Source organism: Nitrospira sp., from assembly GCA_016715825.1.
GTDB lineage: Bacteria > Nitrospirota > Nitrospiria > Nitrospirales > Nitrospiraceae > Nitrospira_D.
Genome location: JADJXO010000006.1, coordinates 65611 through 84782, shown reverse-complemented (window position 1 = coordinate 84782; position 19172 = coordinate 65611). Strand labels below are relative to the sequence as shown.

General features: G+C 54.8%; 14 protein-coding genes and 4 tRNA genes. 3 read left to right on the top strand and 15 right to left on the bottom strand.

What is annotated here, in order from left to right:
* Nucleotides 1-24: 24 nt before the first annotated feature.
* The 15 genes from rpoB to IPM58_13505 all read right to left on the bottom strand — a co-directional run bounded on the left by rpoB (nt 25) and on the right by IPM58_13505 (nt 13433).
* Nucleotides 25-3981: a DNA-directed RNA polymerase subunit beta gene (rpoB, locus tag IPM58_13575; protein ID MBK9308077.1), complete on the bottom strand. Its 3957-nt coding sequence runs from the start codon at nt 3979-3981 to the stop codon at nt 25-27.
* Nucleotides 3982-4103: 122 nt separating this feature from the next.
* Entirely contained in the window at nt 4104-5036 is a 933-nt protein-coding gene (rplL, locus tag IPM58_13570) for a 50S ribosomal protein L7/L12 (protein MBK9308076.1), read from the bottom strand.
* Nucleotides 5037-5122: 86 nt separating this feature from the next.
* Nucleotides 5123-5815 carry a 50S ribosomal protein L1 gene (locus tag IPM58_13565; GenBank protein MBK9308075.1) on the bottom strand — a complete coding sequence of 231 codons (693 nt, stop codon included), beginning with the start codon at nt 5813-5815 and terminating at the stop codon, nt 5123-5125.
* A gap of 24 nt (nt 5816-5839) precedes the next feature.
* A complete protein-coding gene (gene rplK / locus IPM58_13560) occupies nt 5840-6265 on the bottom strand; it encodes a 50S ribosomal protein L11 (protein ID MBK9308074.1) in 426 nt (141 codons plus the stop codon).
* Nucleotides 6266-6347: 82 nt separating this feature from the next.
* Nucleotides 6348-6884 (bottom strand): transcription termination/antitermination protein NusG, encoded by a 537-nt coding sequence (gene nusG / locus IPM58_13555; GenBank protein MBK9308073.1) that lies wholly within the window; start codon nt 6882-6884, stop codon nt 6348-6350.
* Between the two features lie 55 nt (nt 6885-6939).
* On the bottom strand, nt 6940-7134 hold the full coding sequence (secE, locus tag IPM58_13550) for a preprotein translocase subunit SecE (GenBank protein MBK9308072.1): 195 nt from the start codon (nt 7132-7134) through the stop codon (nt 6940-6942).
* 186 nt (nt 7135-7320) lie between these two features.
* Nucleotides 7321-7395, bottom strand: a tRNA-Trp gene (locus IPM58_13545).
* Between the two features lie 76 nt (nt 7396-7471).
* Entirely contained in the window at nt 7472-7621 is a 150-nt protein-coding gene (gene rpmG / locus IPM58_13540; GenBank protein ID MBK9308071.1) for a 50S ribosomal protein L33, read from the bottom strand.
* Nucleotides 7622-7709: 88 nt separating this feature from the next.
* Nucleotides 7710-8915: an elongation factor Tu gene (tuf, locus tag IPM58_13535; protein MBK9308070.1), complete on the bottom strand. Its 1206-nt coding sequence runs from the start codon at nt 8913-8915 to the stop codon at nt 7710-7712.
* A gap of 186 nt (nt 8916-9101) precedes the next feature.
* Nucleotides 9102-9177 (bottom strand) — tRNA-Thr (locus tag IPM58_13530).
* A gap of 106 nt (nt 9178-9283) precedes the next feature.
* A tRNA-Gly gene (locus IPM58_13525) sits at nt 9284-9358 on the bottom strand.
* A gap of 167 nt (nt 9359-9525) precedes the next feature.
* Nucleotides 9526-9611, bottom strand: a tRNA-Tyr gene (locus IPM58_13520).
* A 197-nt stretch (nt 9612-9808) separates the two neighbouring features.
* Entirely contained in the window at nt 9809-10816 is a 1008-nt protein-coding gene (locus IPM58_13515; GenBank protein ID MBK9308069.1) for a hypothetical protein, read from the bottom strand.
* On the bottom strand, nt 10786-12816 hold the full coding sequence (locus IPM58_13510; GenBank protein ID MBK9308068.1) for an ATP-dependent helicase: 2031 nt from the start codon (nt 12814-12816) through the stop codon (nt 10786-10788). Before IPM58_13510 ends, IPM58_13515 begins: the two co-directional genes overlap by 31 nt.
* Nucleotides 12817-12893: 77 nt before the next feature.
* The gene (locus IPM58_13505) at nt 12894-13433 is read right to left on the bottom strand and encodes a DUF4112 domain-containing protein (protein ID MBK9308067.1); all 540 of its coding nucleotides are present in this window, start codon (nt 13431-13433) and stop codon (nt 12894-12896) included.
* Nucleotides 13434-14706: 1273 nt separating this feature from the next.
* Here IPM58_13505 and IPM58_13500 point away from each other — a divergent pair.
* The 3 genes from IPM58_13500 (at nt 14707) to IPM58_13490 (ending at nt 19163) form a co-directional block, all read left to right on the top strand.
* Nucleotides 14707-15543 carry a hypothetical protein gene (locus IPM58_13500; GenBank protein MBK9308066.1) on the top strand — a complete coding sequence of 279 codons (837 nt, stop codon included), beginning with the start codon at nt 14707-14709 and terminating at the stop codon, nt 15541-15543.
* Between the two features lie 57 nt (nt 15544-15600).
* Complete coding sequence (gene glgP / locus IPM58_13495) at nt 15601-17757, top strand: alpha-glucan family phosphorylase (protein ID MBK9308065.1); 2157 nt, start codon at nt 15601-15603, stop codon at nt 17755-17757.
* An 83-nt stretch (nt 17758-17840) separates the two neighbouring features.
* A complete protein-coding gene (locus IPM58_13490) occupies nt 17841-19163 on the top strand; it encodes a HEAT repeat domain-containing protein (protein ID MBK9308064.1) in 1323 nt (440 codons plus the stop codon).
* The last annotated feature ends 9 nt before the right edge of the window (nt 19164-19172 follow it).

Here is a 19172-nt window from a genome sequence, read left to right as displayed (position 1 = left end):
GGTTTTCCTCCGGCACACAAGCGGTTAGTCTTGCGATTTGACCAACTCTACATCGAGTCCCAAGCTCTGTAATTCCTTGACCAACACGTTAAACGACTCCGGTAAGCCAGGCTCGAGAAACGGCTCGCCTTTAACAATCGCTTCATACATGCGCGATCGCCCCGGCACATCGTCTGATTTGACGGTGAGAAACTCTTGCAGAGTCGACGCCGCACCATAGGCTTGGAGCGCCCAGACTTCCATTTCTCCTAACCGCTGCCCACCAAACTGGGCCTTACCACCTAGCGGCTGCTGGGTGACCAAAGAATATGGACCGATGGAACGAGCGTGGATCTTGTCGTCTACAAGATGGTGAAGCTTGAGGACATACATATACCCGACGGTAACCGGACTGCCGAACGGCTCACCCGTCTTACCATCAACGAGCTGAGACTGACCGCTCAGCGGCAGCTTCGCCTTCTTGAGCAGGTCCTTAATCTCTTTCTCAGACGCTCCATCAAATACCGGGCTCGCGACCTTAATACCCAACGCTTTTGCCGCCCAGCCCAAGTGAGTCTCTAGAATTTGTCCCACGTTCATACGGGACGGCACGCCAAGAGGGTTCAGGACAATTTCTACCGGTGTTCCATCGGGCAAATAAGGCATATCCTCTTCCGGCAGGACTCTCGATACGACACCCTTGTTCCCATGGCGACCAGCCATCTTGTCGCCGACCTGAATCTTGCGCTTCATCGCGATGTAGACTTTGACAAGCTTGATGACACCCGGAGGCAGTTCATCTCCCCGCTTCAAACGACCAACTTTCTCATCGTACAAGGTCTGGAGAATTTCAATCTGCTCTTTTGCCCGCCGTTCGACGTCCTCCAGTTCCTTCTGCTCATCAGGATCGCTGAGAATAATGTGACGCACCGTATCGTCGGGCAATCGACGCAGAATCTCCGCCGTCAACTTCCCCTTCTTTTTCAAGATGACGTCGCCGCTCTCTGGATCCATGAGATCGCGACCCACCACCTTACCAAGTAATAATTTCCGTATCTTCTTCGTCTTCTCTTCATCGATGATCCGCAGCTCTTCGTGGTGATCCCGCTGCAGCTTCATCTGGTCATCGGTCTCGATGCTCTTTGAACGCTCGTCCTTATCCAGCCCTTTACGCGAAAAGATTTTCACGTCGACCACAATACCCTCTACGCCCGGAGGGACGGTCAGAGACGTATCCTTCACATCTCCAGCTTTTTCACCAAAAATCGCGCGAAGGAGTTTTTCTTCAGGGGTCAACTGAGTTTCGCCTTTCGGCGTCACCTTGCCGACCAGAATGTCACCTGGTTTTACTTCCGCACCAACCCGGATAATGCCGCTCTCGTCCAAGTTCCGCAGCGCCTCTTCGCCGACATTAGGAATATCTCGAGTGACATCTTCCTTGCCTAACTTGGTATCCCGAGCTTCCACCTCAAACTCCTCGATATGGATGGAGGTGAAGGCATCTTCACGAACCAATTTTTCACTGAGCAGGATAGCGTCTTCGAAGTTGTAGCCACCCCATGGCATAAACGCCACAAGCACATTTTTACCTAGCGCCAATTCTCCATGATCAATGGCCGGCCCGTCGCCGAGTACCTGCCCTTTCTTGACCGGCTGGCCTATCCGAACTACGGGAGTCTGCGTGATACATGTATTCTGATTCGAGCGCTGGAACTTGATCAGATCATACACATCGAGCCCGGAATCCTTTCCCTTCTTGCCGTCTTTCGAATCGGCCCGCACCACAATCCGAGTCGCATCAACGCTTTCAACGACCCCGGATCGGCGGGATTGGATCACATATCCCGAGTCTCGAGCCACGACGGCTTCCATCCCGGTCCCGACCAGCGGTGATTCGGACGTCACTAGGGGGACAGCCTGGCGCTGCATATTGGAACCCATCAACGCGCGATTAGCATCATCATGCTCCAAGAACGGCACGAGAGCAGTCGCGACGCTGACGACTTGCTTTGGCGAGACATCCATATATTCAATGCGATCTGGATCCGCCAGGACAAAGTCTCCGCCATGCCGACACGAAACCGTTTCCGATACGAGCTTCCCAGACCCATCGAGCTTCGAGTTGGCCTGTGCGATGATGTATTTGTCGCCCTCAATCGCCGAAAGAAATTCGATTGCGTCCGTGACTCGCCCCTTCGCAACCTTGCGGTACGGCGCCTCAATGAACCCAAACTGATTGATACGTGCGTACGTCGCCAACGACGTAATCAACCCGATGTTGGGACCTTCAGGCGTCTCAATGGGACAGATACGGCTATAGTGAGAGGGATGGACGTCCCGAACTTCGAACCCAGCGCGTTCTCGCGTGAGCCCTCCTGGCCCCAACGCTGAAAGTCGACGCTTATGCGTAATCTCAGCCAACGGATTCGTTTGGTCCATAAACTGAGAAAGCTGACTGCTGCTGAAGAACTCTTTCACTGCCGCCACAACTGGCTTGGCGTTGATCAGGTCGTGTGGGAGTACCGTTTCCATATCGAGGAGATTCATGCGCTCCTTGATACTTCGCTCCATCCGCACCAACCCTAACCGGAATTGATTCTCCAGCAATTCTCCCACGGAGCGGACACGGCGATTCCCCAAGTGGTCAATGTCGTCGATTTCCCCTTTTCCGATCTTGAGATTCACCAGGTAGCGGATGACTTCCACAATATCTTGGGCCGTCAAGGTTCGCTGCTCAAGCGGCAAGTCCAATCCGAGTTTCTTATTGAGCTTCAGGCGGCCGACCGGAGACAAATCGTACCGTTTGGAGTTCAAGAACAAATTGTCAAATAACGCTCGGGCGGTGTCGACCGATGGCGTTTCACCAGGACGGAGGCGGCGATAGATTTCGACCATCGCCTCTTCTTTTGACCCTATCTTATCCATCTCCAAGGTATCAAGGATCACCGGCGTCGCCGTGGCCATATCGAGATAGATCACCTTGAATTCTTCAACGTCGCTCTCGGTGATCTGTTCGACAATCTCTGCAGTCAATCGCTGGTTCTTCTCCGCGAGCTTCTCATTTTTTGAATCGACTAATTCCGTGAGAATGGCACGCCCCACCAACTCAGTGGGAAGCATAGGAATTTCTTTCACTCCTGCCGCTTTGAGCTTGGCAATGACCCCCTTGGTCAGCCTGGCACCTTCCCGCACCAACGGTTCCTTGCTATTTTTATCCGTGACCTCGACCGAACATCGAAGTCCATGGTGGATTTCCTGATCAAGCTTACGGAACATCTTCCCCTTCGACACCCGAATTTCTTCGACGGGGTAGTACATCTTGAGCAAGTCGTCACTCGAAAATGCGAACGCTTTCAGTAAAATAGTGGCCGGCATTTTTCGACGGCGATCAATGCGGACATACAGAATGTCCCTGGCATCGAACTCAAAATCGAGCCATGAGCCCCGATAGGGAATGATTCGCGCAGAATACAGGACCTTCCCGCTTGCGTGTGTCCTACCTTTATCATGCGTAAAGGATGCACCCGGCGATCGATGCAGCTGACTGACGACAACGCGCTCCGTCCCGTTGACGATAAACGTTCCTCGCTCAGTCATGAGCGGCAATTCACCGACATAAACCTCTTGCTCCCGCACATCGAGCACTTTCTTGCGAGGACCCTTATCCTCCTTATCAAACACCACTAGACGGACACGCAACTTAAGCGGAACCGCGAAGGTCATTCCCTGTTCTAAACATTCGCGCTCATCGTACTTCGGCGTCCCTAACGTGTAGCTCGAAAACTCGAGCATGGCGGTATTATTATAGTCCGGTATGGGGAAGACGCTGGCCAACGCCGCCTGCAATCCATGATCTTTTCGACGCTCAGGCTCGGCTTCAAGTTGTAAGAACTCTTCATAGGAACGCTTCTGAATTTCGATCAGATCTGGAATATCGATGTTCGTTCGGATGCGAGAGAAATCTTTTCGCTCGACGAAATCTCGCAGAGTCGTTTCGGACATTCCTACCCCTCCACACGGTTAGCGGTGAACAGCAGTCGCCAGCCTTATCACAAGGCAACAGAGCCGACAGATGACTCCATCACTTCTGAATACACAACTGGCGACTATGACGAATTCCTTCGTTATTTGATTTCGACTTTGGCACCGCTTTCTTCGAGCTTCTTCTTCATCGTATCAGCCTCTTCCTTGGTCGCCCCGGTCTTGACCGGCTTCGGTGCACCCTCGACAAGATCCTTCGCTTCCTTGAGCCCGAGACTCGTCAGCTCTCGCACGACTTTAATGATTTGAATTTTCTTGTCAGCCGGTGCGGACGCCAGCACGACGTCAAACGCCGTCTTTTCCTCGGCGGGAGCTGCAGCTCCACCACCAGCCGGTGCCGCGACCATCGCAACCGGAGCTGCTGCCGTTACACCAAATCGCGTCTCCAGCCCCTTCACCAGTTCGGCGAGATCCAACACGCTCATGCCTTCGATCGCCTTAATCAATTCCTCTTGTGACAATTTTCCCTCTGTAGCTGGCATATCCCCTTCTCCTTTCCGTTTATCCTGAATGGCTGCAATGACTCGCACAAATTTCGACAAGACCGCGCTCAATGTATAGACGACTCCACGAATCGGCCCCTGCATGGCCGAAAGCAACATCGCAATAAGCACTTCTTTTTTCGGAAGTTTCGCAACGGCCGTCAGTTCATCCGGCTGGAGAATCTTGCCCTCCAACACCCCGGCCGTCATTCGAAGCTTTTCTTCACGCTTCTCCGCACTGATAAAATCTCTTAAAATCTTAGTCGGTAATACAGGATCATCATATCCAATCACGACACCGGTTGGACCCTTCAGATGCGTCTTGAGTGCGGCTAATACGGTCCCTTCAGCAGCACGAGCGGCAAGGGTATTTTTTACGATTCGATATTCCGCCTTGACTCCACGGAGCTGCTTGCGCAACTCCGTCACCTGATTGACCGGAAGACCGACGCATTCCGTCAAGATGGCTAGACGCGCGCGACCGAACTTTTCAGCCAATTCCGCTATTGCCGTAACCTTTTCTTCCTTCTTCATCGCTCTCCTTCTTCGAACGATCGCCAACCGTCAATCGAGAAGTCCGAAATGATCTGACCCGCCATCCAACGAAAGACGTCGTTCGATTAACTCCATTGCTTCGCCAGTGCGATGGTATCCAATTGCACACCAGGACCCATCGTACTCGAAATCGTGGCACTCTTGAGATAACGCCCTTTGCAGGAGGCAGGCTTTGCCTTGAGGACAGACTCAATGATTGCAGATGCATTGTCATACAGCTTTGTTGGCTCAAAAGACACTTTCCCGACCGGAACATGCACGATGCCGGCTTTTTCGACCTTGAACTCAACCCGGCCCTTTCTGATATCCGAAACCGCTTTTCCAACCTCGAAGGTCACGGTACCGGTCTTCGGATTAGGCATCAGTCCCCGAGGCCCCAGGACCTTTCCAAGTTTCCCGACCGACGCCATCAGATCCGGAGTGGAGATCGCACAGTCGAACTCCATCCATCCGCCCTTAATTTTCTCCATCAAATCATCCGCGCCGACGTAGTCGGCTCCTGCTTGCCTCGCTTCCTGCTCCTTTTCACCCTTCGCAAACACGAGAACCCGCACCTTCTTCCCTGTCCCATGGGGAAGAGAGGCCGTGCCTCGAACCAATTGATCTGAACGCTTCGGATCAATCCCCAACCTGAGGGCAAGATCGACCGATTCGTCAAACTTGACAAAGGCCGATTTCTTGACCGTCTCAACCGCTTCACGCAACCCATAGGCACGCGGCTCTACGTTCTTGATGGCCGCACTCATTTTCTTCCCCATTGCCGCCGCTCCTTCGCTCTAAAATTACCCCTGAATGACGACGCCCATACTGCGGGCAGTTCCTTCAATGATCTTGGATGCTCCCTCGATATCAGCCGCATTCAAATCGGCCATTTTCTTGCGCGCAATCTCATTCAACTGTTGCCGCGTAATAGCCCCCACCTTGTCCTTCTGTGGCACGCCGGAGCCTTTAATGACCCCCGCAGCTTTTTTCAAAAGATCCGACGCAGGAGGCGTCTTCATGATGAAGCTGAAGGTACGATCTTTATACACGGTGATGACGACAGGGATAATACTGTCGCCTTCCTTCTGAGTCTTGGCATTAAACTGCTTACAAAATTCCATGATATTGACGCCGTGCTGACCCAGCGAAGGCCCGACAGGAGGGGCTGGATTGGCTTTGCCGGCCGGAATTTGCAACTTGATCTGCGCCGAAACTTCTTTCGCCATGACGTTTCTCTTTCTCCTTACACGACCGGCAATCAGCGCGCAGTCGCCATACGCGACCACAAACTGACGGTGCTCGATCGGCCTAAATCCGTTCTACCTGTAAGAATCCTAATTCGACCGGAGTCGATCGCCCGAAGATACTCACCATCACCTTCAACCGACTATGGTCTTGATCGACTTCTTCAACCACGCCGTTGAACCCAAGGAATGGGCCGTCGATGATGCGAACATTGTCGCTCTTGATAAATTTAATCTGCTCTCGAGGTTCCGCCTGGCCCGCATCAACCTGCTTAAGCAACGAGTCCACTTCTTCGCTTGTCAACGGGATCGGAACCGTACCGCCCCCTACAAATCCGGTCACTTTTGGAGTTTCCTTGATCATCTGCAAGGTCTCATCCTCCAGCGGCGACTCCAGCTCGATCAGCACATACCCTGGGAAAAATTTTCGTCGCGAAGTCCGTCGTTTCCCATCCTTAATTTCAATCACATCTTCTGTCGGAACGAGCACCTGCCCAACCTTTTCAACAAGCCCCATCTGATTTGCCCGCTCCATCAGGCTGGTCTTCACACGCCCCTCAAAACCCGCGTACGTATGAATGACGTACCAGTTTTTTATCATGCACCACCCTCAGACTTCGATGAACTGCCGATGAGCCTATCTCTTCTCGCTCAGTTCAAATGAGTTTACCGACCAACCATGAAAGGAATGAATCAACGACGGACAAATACATGGACATCAGGATGCAAAAAACAATGACCACTGCCGTCGACCCAGCGGTTTCCCCGCGACTTGGAAACGAAACCTTCTTCAGCTCTGCACGCACGTCAGTTATGAACAGTCGAATCGTGCTAGTCATTCGTGTAAACATCTGAACTCCGTCTCTCGAGATCTATTTCAAAGTTCTACCTGATGGTGCTAACAATTCACCATTCGGGAGAGCTCTTTCCTGTCAACGCAGCAGTCGATACACACCCTCTCTATTACCAACCATCGTCTTACTGACGCTTCTCCGTCAGCCTTACGAATGAGACCGACTGCATGATCAAACCCGGAATGGCAGGGGCACTAGGATTTGAACCCAGACTCTCGGTTTTGGAGACCGATGTGCTACCATTAACACCATGCCCCTCCACTTAGCGCCGAGCACTGAGCCTTCACACGCCACTCCTTAGTTACTCAAAACTCAACCCCGATAGCTCGGCACGTTACTTCACTTCCTTATGAGGCGTATGCTTTCGGCAGAACTTGCAGAACTTGTTACGCTCCAACCGATCCGGATCGTTCTTCTTGTTCTTCATGGACGAGTAATTGCGCTGCTTACAGAGCGTACACGCCATGTCGATAATTTCACGCATCTCTTTCTCCTCGATACAAGCTCACAGGCCTCCACGCCGGCAAACACCGTGGCATCCACACCAGCCAGCCTCTCGCTTGCCAGATTCGTTACGCCAGAATTTCCGTCACGACCCCCGAGCCGACCGTCTTCCCGCCCTCACGCACCGCAAACCGTAACCCCTGATCCATCGCGATCGGACTGATCAACTCGCCCGTCACACTCACGTTGTCCCCCGGCATCACCATCTCCACCCCCGGATTCAACTGCACCACCCCCGTCACATCCGTCGTCCGGAAGTAGAACTGCGGCCGATACCCATTGAAGAACGGCGTATGCCGCCCCCCTTCTTCCTTGGTCAACACATAGATCTCCGCCTTGAACTTGGTATGCGGCGTGATGCTCTTCGGCTTCGACAGCACCATCCCTCGCTCCACGTCCTCCTTCTTCGTCCCCCGCAAGAGCACCCCAATGTTGTCCCCCGCCTGCCCCTCATCGAGCACCTTGCGGAACATCTCGACCCCGGTCACCACGGTGGTCTGCGTCGGGCGTAAGCCGACGATCTCGATTTCATCACCCACTTTCACGATCCCGCGTTCACAGCGCCCCGTGACGACGGTCCCGCGCCCGCTGATGGTGAAGACGTCTTCGATCGGCATCAAGAACGGCTTATCGATCGGCCGCTGCGGCGTCGGAATGTAGGTGTCGACGGCCTCCAACAGCTTCATGATGGCCGGCACGCCCAACGGCCCCTGATTGCCTTCCATGGCCTGCAGCGCACTGCCGTGGATGATCGGGGTCTTGTCGCCCGGAAACCCATACTTACTGAGCAACTCGCGCACTTCGAGTTCCACGAGCTCTAAGAGCTCTTTGTCATCGACTTTGTCGGCTTTGTTTAAGAACACGACGATGTAGGGGACGCCCACCTGCCGCGCCAAGAGAATATGCTCCCGGGTCTGCGGCATCGGCCCGTCCGCCGCGCTCACGACGAGGATCGCCCCGTCCATCTGGGCCGCCCCGGTGATCATGTTCTTGACGTAGTCGGCGTGGCCCGGACAATCCACGTGTGCATAGTGCCGGTTGTCGGTCTCGTATTCCACGTGACTGATGGCAATGGTCATGATCTTGGTCGCGTCCCGGCGCCCTTGGCTCTCCGAGGCTTTGGCCACTTCGTCATAGCTGATGAATTTCGCCATCCCTTTGTCCGCACACACTTTCGTCAACGCCGCCGTCAACGTCGTCTTCCCGTGGTCCACGTGCCCGATCGTCCCAATGTTCACGTGCGGCTTCTTCCGCTCGTATTTCGCCTTCGCCATACGTCACTCCTTTTCTAGAACCGCTGGCGTCTTCCTGCCACACATTCCTAAAAGCGGCAGCGCGAACCAGCTTACATAGATCTAAGAGCCCACGCTTGAGGAGCCACTTACGCCCACACAAAACAGAAGGTGTCTATCCGCTCGCCAGGAACCATCTCATGGCTCGCGGCACAAGCACACTTGGGGTGGAGCCCACGACGCGGATCGAACGCGTGACCTCGTCCTTACCAAGGACGTGCTCTACCAACTGAGCTACGTGGGCATTCAGCGCGTCACACCCCATCTGTAACTTGAGAGTCTTCCAGTAAATTCTCGTGAATACCCGTACTCACAAACAAGCGCACAATGACCGCCCCAGCACCATTTTTTGGAGCGGGCGATGGGATTTGAACCCACGACAGCCAGCTTGGAAGGCTGGAACTCTACCACTGAGCTACGCCCGCCTAATTTTCTTCAGCCCATTTATATCTCTATAATTCAAATTCGCACCAGGCCAAATAAGGCATACGTCTAACTAGCCCACAGACCGTTTTAAAACCAACCTCAAAGCACTTGAGGTACCTACCCAGCTCGCCCACTCTCGAACTCGCCGACACGAGCAAGCTCGACATGGTGGGCAGGCAAGGATTCGAACCTTGGAAGACATAAGCCAGCAGATTTACAGTCTGCCCCCTTTGGCCACTTGGGTACCTGCCCGCAATGAGTCATGAATCTACGTGGGTGAAAATTTATTACTCACCAGCCTGACGCGATCTTCGACTTGTCTAACACAAAGACAAGCAGGCCTACCCGTGCACAGCTTTACTCCTCAATCATTCAAGATTGATTCCACTGGTGTGCTCGGACAGGCTAGTTTACGAAATGCTGGATTCTATTGATGAACTTTCTCCGTGTCAAGAGGAGAATTCGGCTCCGGTCTTTTTATCCTGTTTCCCTTCGACAGTAGAACAGGGCGAGGCCTCCGATGATCCAACCAACGCCATCAGTCGATCGATAAAATTACGCTTAAAACCAAGCACTTGATCCATCAAAACCACCGCTTCATCCAAACCCAATTGAGATTGTTGCGCTAAGTATCTTTTCTGGGCCAGCCGTTGTTCGTCTGGATCCTCGGGAACATAATAACCACGAAACTCTCCGCTCTCAAAAGCCGTTTTGAATCGTTGTATCCAGCGACCGCCTTGCCGCTCCCCCTGAAACATTGACTGCTCGGTCTCGCGCTGCACTTCAAGCTGATTCCAGACCGCCCAACCGATGAAGACCGCCCACGTTTCGTTCAAAGCTTCCCACGACTCCCCCTGCGTCAAATAACGAGATTCCGTCTCATCCTTTCTCTGAACGATCGGTGTGATCTGCACTTCGCCATACCGACACACTTGCTGCGTTCGAGCAACCTGTAATAATTCATCGGACCGACGATCGACCGAATCGGGTTGCGCATCGATGACCACGAGGTAATCCAGATAGGCATGAAACAATTCATGGTAGAGGACTTCCAATTGCTTGGGCGTCATCTTGCTCAGCGGCTTAAGCCCTCTTCCTGCCGCATTGAATGATAAGGACCGGTCGAGCACCATTCGATGCTCACCAGGGTAGTACTCGGCCGCGTACGTCCGCAGATCGTCAAACTCCATCTGGATAAAGTCTGCCGGGAGCGCCTTCAAAAACTTTGTCGGCAGCTGGAACCGTTCCGCGTCCTCGATTAGACGCGCCCACATCCGCTCTCCACTACCCGCTTCATTCCGGGTGGTAGCCGATACCGCTGTGGGCTGCACCCACACGAACCAGTAGCACACTAAGAACAGTCGAGTCGCGAAATGGCACATAGAGATCGGAAGAGGCATGAATGTACGGCGAGCAAGCACGGCGATCAAAAATATGGATCCTGCGCCATCCCCCATCTGTCTCGCCCTCCTTCTTCCACGAGCGCGAGCGTCTCGATCAGGTTCGAGGATACATGATCCAGAAACCGTGACGGCTTTGACAGCAGCATCCCGCTGGTCTTGTCGTAGACATTGATGGGGTAGGTCAAAAACAAATGTCGCTTCGCTCGAGTGACCGCCACGTAGAAGAGCCTCCGCTCTTCTTCCAATTCGTCTTCGGTCAGAAAAGAATAGGCCGACGGGAACCGGCCATCGACGACCCAGATCACAAATACGCACTGCCACTCCAATCCCTTCGCGGAGTGAATCGTTGAAAGCACCATCCGTTCGTCGTCTCGATCACCCGCTTCTACAGCCACCGCACTGCCGTCGGGCGGCTCCAACGCCAAGTCGGCCAGAAACTCGTCGATGCCCTGATACCCCTCGGCAATCGTATGGAGATGGTCCAGATCTCTGGTCCGCTTCGGGTAGTCGTCGTATTGGTCCTTCAGAATTGGAAGGTAATACTCATAGATATGGCTTACTTGATGTTCAGGCTGCCGGTCATCCGATCCAGCCAGGCTCTCCAAGGTATTGGCCAAGCTCTTGAGGCCAGGCCCGGAGCGCCCGCTCACCCCGCGCAACACATCGTAGTACGGTCGATCCGTTTTCATAATGGCGGCGAGCAAGTCCTGAGCCTTCTTGGGCCCCACCCCTTCGACCAACATCAGGACACGGTGCCAACTGACGGTATCGAGTGGGTTTGAAACGACACGCACATGCGCCAGTAGATCTTTGACATGAGCGGTCTCAATAAATTTCACTCCACCGCGTTTAAGAAAGGGGAGCCCCTTGCGTGAGAGTTCGATTTCCAGGTCAAACGAATGGAAACTTGAGCGAAACAGGACCGCCACCTCATCCAGCGGCACCCCTTCTTCCCGAAGTTCAAGAATCTTCTGTGCAATGAACCGAGACTGTGCGTTTTCCCCAGCCGCTTCGACCAGCGACGGCAACGGCCCATCAATTTTCCTCGTAAAAAGCCGCTTCGAATACTTTTCCGTCGCCTCCTCGATGACGCTGTTCGCGAGATTCAAGATCGGCTGCGTGCTACGGTAGTTCTCTTCCAGCTTATAGACCGTCGTACCGGGGAACAGCTGCGGGAACTCCATGATGTTCTTGAACGTCGCACCACGAAATGCGTAGATAGACTGCGAGTCGTCACCCACCACCATTACATTCTGATGCGTCGCTGCGAGTTGACGAATGACCTCCGCCTGCAACCGGTTCGTGTCTTGATACTCGTCCACGAGGATGTACCGATACTGACGCGAAATGTTCGTGCGCGCCGTTTCGTCGAACAACAGCAGTTGCCGCAACATCACCAACAGATCGTCGTAGTCCAAGAGCTGCTTTTGACGCTTGGCCGCCTCATACGCCTTTTGAAGTCGTCCGAGGTCCTCCGAGTGATCGGCAAAATGGCTGAACTCCTCCAGGATGATCTCGTCGAGACTCCTCAGCGTGTTCGCACTCTTACTGATCATTTCCATGATCGTTCCCTTGCGGGGGAATCGCTTATCTTTTTCGTTGAGACCCAGTTGCGACCGCACGAGCGCGATCAAATCTTCTGCGTCGCCGCGATCCAAGATCGTGAACCCAGGCTCGATGCCGATCGATCGGCCATGCCGCCGTAACAGCATATTGGCCACGGAGTGGAATGTCCCGCCGCAGACCCGCCGGCTGCTCACCCCGATGAGATCGCCAGCCCGATCCAACATCTCCTGTGCTGACTTCCGCGTGAAGGTCAGCAAGAGGATGTTCGAGGGGTCTACGCCCGAGTCGATCAGGTAGGCCACGCGATAGACCAACGTACGCGTCTTGCCGCTTCCGGCGCCGGCAATAACCAGCGACGGGCCGTCGCCCGCCGTCGCCGCCGCCAGCTGTTGAGGATTCAGCGCGGCCGCATAGTTGATCGACAGCTTCCGCGGGACGGCCTCCTCAGTCGGCCGTTTCAGTACATAGGTCTTAACTTCTCGTTCCATGGGAATATGGTGAAGGAGCTATCGACGAATTCCTTTACTGGGAAGGTTGGATCTATATCACACCCGACCGCCTATTCCTATCCACCTGCGACCATTCCCCAGAGTTTCGCAACCAGCCAGATCATAAAGGCAATTGCGAGCAACAAAAGCCCTACCGTTCCCCCGATGATCCCGCCCACGTAGAACCAGTCTGTGTGGGTCTCACGATCCGGCTTCATCGCCGCGTCTCGAAGCAGTGCGGCGTTCCTCGAATGACTCCGAAACCAGACCGAGAACAGATCTCCGAAAATCGGAACGGCGCCGACCGTTCCATTGATCAGGAGATTGAGGCTCATACGTGCCAGCACGATCCGGGGAAGTTGCAACCGCGTCGCCAATCCAAGAATCACCGTACCGATGAGATTGGCCAGGACATCCCCAATCCCAGGAATGAGTCCAAGCAACGGATCCAACCCGATGTACCAAGACGTCCCAGGAATCCTGATCGTCGTGTCCATCACCTTGGCAAGAATGTCCGCGATCGCAAGCAGGTGCTCACGCGCCTCATCACGCGGCAAGACCTCAATCGGAGACTTCTTCTCTTTCTCACGAGCTGGAAATATTGAATCTGAGCTCATTGGCATCCCGCAGCGATCAATGTATCGGAAGGACCATGGAACGGCAACTGGAGGGAAAGTCGATTGGAGATGAGACGGACCGCTAATCAGGGCAGTAAGACCCGATCAAGAATATCTGCACCGTCCACGGTGTCAGGTTCCAGGAGGCGATACCAACTCCTGCTCCTTTATTGTCCTCAGCCTTCTATACGTGATTGATAATATCGCAATTTCTACCGTGGCTAAGACGTAACGGAGAACCGATTGTAGGAATGTTAGACCTATCGATGTAACATCGAATGTAGACTGAATTTTATGAAGACTTTCCCCAACGAACCACGACAAGGCAATCCCCATTAAGGCCTGAATTAGTATGGATGCTATGGGAACACAACCTACGAGAAGTGCCACACGCCATCCATTCCCTGCAGACAAGACCCATACGGACCTCAAGGGGGGTCGCAAGTCGATGGCCGTCGCGGAAAGCACTAAGCTCAAACGGCCTACCCAATAGGAAAAAATGACAAGTGACAAAACCACTAAGATCCAGATAATCGAAGACTGCCCCACCATCAGCTCTACGCCTTTTAGCGAGGATCCTAATGCAGTGCTTATGATGCTGACCACGAAGAAAATTGCAGTGATACCTAACTCCGCGAACATGAATCCTATGATGTACACAAGAAGCATCCATAGAAAGAACCGCGTCTCTCTCCAGGTCCAACGAGTCAAGCCAAATTCGGCTACAGCTCCCGCTCCAATCAGAATCAATCGATGGCAAGCCACCCCAAACCAAGCGAGAACCAGGAATACGGGAATGATACTCCCGAACCTACAGATCATTGTGAATGCTGTTTGAGTAAAGCCTTCATAGGAGACAACCGATGCGAGTTCCAGCACGGTGGCCATCGCGACCGGAAGGATCATGAAACGCCCGAATAGCTTTCGGTTGGACCAGCACAATCGGAGAGCTTCAGCTATCGTGGCGCCAATCAAGAGGAGATTGCCCCCTGATTTGGCAGCCCCATGTTGAAAATCGTCACTCACCGATCACACACCTCTCAACGCACGCCTTAAGTCACACTTCTGCCCCACGGCACTCTCGCAGATCGACAACTGCGCATGGCTGTCTCTAGGATGCCGTGAGAGCACTCCACCTTTTCCCCTTTCAAAAGCATCAATTTCTCTGGCAATCCTAACTGTGAGGTACAGAAGGGACAACGAATTACTGAATTCACCTCTTTTTTCCCTTTGCACCTCTCCGCTATAATCCTCGATCGCTAAGAGGAGAGTCATGACTACTGCCACGACTGAATACAAAGAACGCCTTCGCCAGCTGGCCGAACTGATGCTTGCTGTCTCGGGCGAATCGGTCACGATGATGAAGCGCAATGCCCCCGAGCAGGCGCTGAAACTCAAGCGCCAGGATGAGTGGGGCATCTACCTGGAATTCATGAAGATCATGTTCAACCTCACGGATCGGCTCGTAGCCCTGCACATACCCTTAAAGGATCAGATGGAATTCATGAACGGTCTGGAAGACGCCGTGACGCAACAGATGCAACGAGCCCTAGCGCCGGCGTTTGGAAACAATACCGATCAGATGGAAATCGTCATGACCATCGGCACGACCGTGGCGGACAGTCGACAGACCTATGAGCACTACAAGTTCCTGATCTCCGAAGACTCCAAAACCAAGAACGAGATGTTCCGCGAGTTCGGTGAGAAAGTGGCCGACGCGCTTGGCGCGCCGGGCAATGCACAGCTCAGCTCGGCCGCGACACTCTGCGCCAGCGCAGTCGTACCGGCGCTCAGCGCAATCCTGCAAGGACAGACTCCGCCCTCCCAGGAAACACCACAGTCTGTCCCAACGCCTGCCGGGGCCACCACCGATCTCAACAAATCCACCGGGCAGGAGATTAAGCTGATCAGCTTGATGTCGAGCGTGTCTGGAGAGGAAGTCGAAACCCGGTGGGGACTTCACCCACGGTTTCGTGAGGATCTCACGCCGTCCGAACTGCAGCAACTCACCAAACTACTCAACCAAGTCGCAAAAATCCTTGGCGAACGCTATGCCGCCGTGGCATTCTCCAAAGAATGGGCCTCATGGCATAAGGCCGGGCACGCCTGATCCCACCAGTGATCGCCCGTCATTGCCGATATTCGATTCGCTATTTTGACTAAAGGAGTGCTTGTGGATTCTCCCAATGGCAGACATAGTTCGCTCCCCCAGAATCTGAGTCGTCTCCCCGAACTTGCACAGAATTTGTGGTGGAGCTGGACACTGGAGGCGCGCCAGCTGTTTGAAACAATCGATCCAACGCTCTGGTTTCTCACGCACCACAACCCGGTCAAACTGCTGGCCGATGTCAAACCGGACCGATTGACGCGCTTGGCCGAGGATCCATCATTCCTCCGTCAATACTCAGCAGTGTTTCGGATGTTCGACGAATATCTGAGCAATAAGAAGAGCTGGGCCGGGACGCACCAGGCCGATATGACGAAAACAACGATCGCCTACTTCTCGGCGGAGTTCGGGCTACATGCCTCCGTGCCGATTTATAGCGGCGGCCTCGGCATCTTGGCCGGAGACCACTGTAAAGAGGCGAGCGACCTTGGGCTCCCGCTCGTCGGAATCGGGTTCATGTATCCGCAAGGATATTTCCGCCAACGCATCACACCCGAGGGATGGCAAGAAGCGGCCTATGCCCCGTTCAATCGCGACGAGTCTCCGGTCCACTTGGCCCGGACTCCGTCGGGGGAACCGTACCGATTCGTCGTCGACATGGGCGGTCGTCGTGTGACCGCGGCGGTCTGGAAAGTGTTGGCTGGTCGCATTCCGTTATATTTGATCGATACGGATGTGCCGGAAAACAGCCCGGAGGACCGCGCCCTCTCCGCCCGTCTCTACGGCGGCGATCAGGAAATGCGGCTCTGTCAGGAAATCTTGTTGGGGATCGGCGGCGTGCGCATGCTGCGATCGCTCGGCATCTCGCCATCGGTGTGGCACGCCAATGAAGGACATTCTGCGTTCCTGACCTTGGAACGGGTGCGAGAATATGTTCACAAGGGCTCGTCTCACGCGGAAGCCAGCGAGCTTGTCCGCCAAAGCACGGTATTCACCACGCACACTCCTGTGCCGGCCGGGCACGATGTGTTCCCGCACCATCTGATGGATCGGTACTTTGCCGGGTATTGGGAACAACTCGGGCTCTCACGCGACGAGTTTCTCCGTCTCGGCGAGACTCCCGAATCAGGCGGACATGGCTTCAATATGACGGCGCTCGTCATGCGCCTCTCGGCCCATGTCAACGGCGTCAGCCGCGAGCATGGCCGTGTGTCACGAGAAATGTGGCAACACTTTTGGCCGGGATTGCCGAGCGACCAAATCCCGATCCGGAGTGTGACCAACGGCATTCATGTGCCGACATGGATCTCACCGGAACTCCACCACCTGTACGGCAAGACCTTGAGCCCAACCTGGACCCAGACCTGCGACGACCCAGCCATGTGGCAGCGCGTGATGGATGTGCCCGACCATGAGCTGTGGGCGGTTCGACAGACGATGAAGCGAAAACTGATGGGCTTTATCCGTGAACGCGCCAGAAACGGGTGGATGCATGGACATCTCCAACCATCGCAAGTCCTCACTCGTGGAACGCTCCTGGACCCCGAAGCGTTGACGATCGGGTTCGCCCGACGGTTCGCAACGTACAAGCGGGCTACCTTGCTCTTTCGAGATTTGGAACGATTAAAAGCGCTGCTCCAGGACCGTTGGCGACCGGTCCAGCTCGTGTTTGCCGGCAAGGCCCATCCAGCCGATGAGCCGGGTCGGTACTTCATTCACGAAGTGCTGAATTTCTGCCATGACCATAAACTGGGAGGCCGTATTGCATTCCTTGAAGATTACGAGATGCACATGGCGAAGTATCTGGTCCAAGGTGTCGACATTTGGTTGAACACCCCTCGCTTCCCCATGGAGGCCAGCGGCACCAGCGGGATGAAAGCCGCGCTGAACGGCGTCCTGAATCTGAGCATTCTCGATGGGTGGTGGGTCGAGGGCTACAATGGAGCCAACGGGTGGGGAATCCAACCGTTAAGTGAGCCCGCTGACGCGCAGGCTCAAGATCATCATGATGCGGAGCAACTCTATCGTCTATTGGAACAAGAAGTTGTCCCGTTGTTTTACCAGCGCGATCGAGACGATATTCCTCGAGGTTGGCTCCAAATGGTCAAAGAATGCATACGCACCGTCGCTCCTCAGTTCTGCACTACGCGCATGCTCAAGGATTATGTCAGTCTCATGTACCGTCCCGCGACGGTGCGCATGCCGACGACATGGTAGTTTGGTTCGACGCAAGGAACCGGCGCCCTCTGGAGCAATCGCGGAACAATGGAATACCCAGCCTGTGGGTATGGGGCACGCTCGTGCTGAGCCTCATCGTTCCAACGACGCTCCATGCTGCCCTGCCAGAACCCTCTTCAAAGGTTGAGCCCAAGGCTGCGGCTTTGTTCAAAGCCGGCGATTACCCGGCGGTGGCGAGTTTGTTCAGGGAGTTGCCTCCCGACGCAACTCCCTCGAAATCATTCCTCCGGCTGGCCTTGCTGAGTTATGTCCGGCTAGGACGAACAGACGATGCACTGACAATCTACGCAAAGTTGAACCAGGCCAGAAACTCCCATGATCACTCCCTCCTCCGTCCCTTGGCGCTTGGTGTGATCACCAGCCACGTCCGAGACCGCCACGAACATGTTCGCATCGCTGCCTACTCGGCTCTGGCCGAGTTAGGCCTGCCGGAAACCGCCGCGTTGTTGGAAGATGGGTTACTGGATACCTCAGTGGTCGTACGAGCACGAGCCGCTGAAGCGATCGGGAAAGCCGGACTCGCGGCAAAATCCGGCGCCTTGCGTCGCGCATTGAGAGATGAGATGCCGACCGTCCGCATTGCCGCCATGACGGCGTTGGGTGATGCGAAGGCAAGTGATGTTCGACAACGGCTCCTCGACGTCGCCCGCACCGAAGACGGACCTGAAGCCGTCTTTGCCTACGCAGCGTTGGTCAAACTTGGCCTTCCCGAGAAACTGAACGATATCAAGAGCGCCGCGACCTTGCCGGATGCTGAGTCGAGAATGGCGGCGCTCGGAGCGCTGGGGCGCCTCAAACACCCTGGCAGCCTGGCCGTCCTGTCCCAAGCCGTATATGATCCCGACCCATCCGTACGAGCCTTTGCCGCAGGAGCATTGGGAGAATTTGGTTCTCCACACGGCGTCGCTCCGTTGACACATGCCATCGGGGACGAAATAGGGATGGTGCGTGGCGTGGCCGCCACAAGCTTAGGACGACTCGGCATCAAGGAGAATCGGCCCCTCCTGCTGGCGCTCACCCGGGACCCCAATCCTCACGTCCGTGCCAGTGCCGTTGAGGGGTTGCTCCGTCTAGGCGATGGCTCGGCCCTGGCTATTGCAACCGAACTCGCGCGACACAAGGACCCTTCCATTCGCAGTGCAGCGGCACAAGCACTGAGTGCCTCCTCGGACAAGCAAGTCCTGACGCTCCTGCACACGCTCCTCCAAGACCAGCAACCGCTCCCTCGGCTGATGGCTGCTAAAGCATTACGAAAGAGCCGCGCCGAGGCCGTCCCGGTACTGGTCCAAGGGCTCCAAGACTCCGATGAGGCGGTACGCATCGCGTCGGCACAGAGCCTGCTGCAACAGATCATGCATCTGACTTCAGGAACACGTCGCCGTTAACAAGGAAAC

What these genes read in the sequence shown, in the direction of transcription:
- rpoB (MBK9308077.1), bottom strand. Translation starts at nt 3,981, where the DNA reads ATGTCCGAAACGACTCTGCGAGATTTCGTCGAGCGAAAAGATTTCTCT.
- rplL (MBK9308076.1), bottom strand. Translation starts at nt 5,036, where the DNA reads ATGAAGAAGGAAGAAAAGGTTACGGCAATAGCGGAATTGGCTGAAAAG.
- IPM58_13565 (MBK9308075.1), bottom strand. Translation starts at nt 5,815, where the DNA reads ATGGGGAAGAAAATGAGTGCGGCCATCAAGAACGTAGAGCCGCGTGCC.
- rplK (MBK9308074.1), bottom strand. Translation starts at nt 6,265, where the DNA reads ATGGCGAAAGAAGTTTCGGCGCAGATCAAGTTGCAAATTCCGGCCGGC.
- nusG (MBK9308073.1), bottom strand. Translation starts at nt 6,884, where the DNA reads ATGATAAAAAACTGGTACGTCATTCATACGTACGCGGGTTTTGAGGGG.
- secE (MBK9308072.1), bottom strand. Translation starts at nt 7,134, where the DNA reads ATGTTTACACGAATGACTAGCACGATTCGACTGTTCATAACTGACGTG.
- rpmG (MBK9308071.1), bottom strand. Translation starts at nt 7,621, where the DNA reads ATGCGTGAAATTATCGACATGGCGTGTACGCTCTGTAAGCAGCGCAAT.
- tuf (MBK9308070.1), bottom strand. Translation starts at nt 8,915, where the DNA reads ATGGCGAAGGCGAAATACGAGCGGAAGAAGCCGCACGTGAACATTGGG.
- IPM58_13515 (MBK9308069.1), bottom strand. Translation starts at nt 10,816, where the DNA reads ATGGGGGATGGCGCAGGATCCATATTTTTGATCGCCGTGCTTGCTCGC.
- IPM58_13510 (MBK9308068.1), bottom strand. Translation starts at nt 12,816, where the DNA reads ATGGAACGAGAAGTTAAGACCTATGTACTGAAACGGCCGACTGAGGAG.
- IPM58_13505 (MBK9308067.1), bottom strand. Translation starts at nt 13,433, where the DNA reads ATGAGCTCAGATTCAATATTTCCAGCTCGTGAGAAAGAGAAGAAGTCT.
- IPM58_13500 (MBK9308066.1), top strand. Translation starts at nt 14,707, where the DNA reads ATGACTACTGCCACGACTGAATACAAAGAACGCCTTCGCCAGCTGGCC.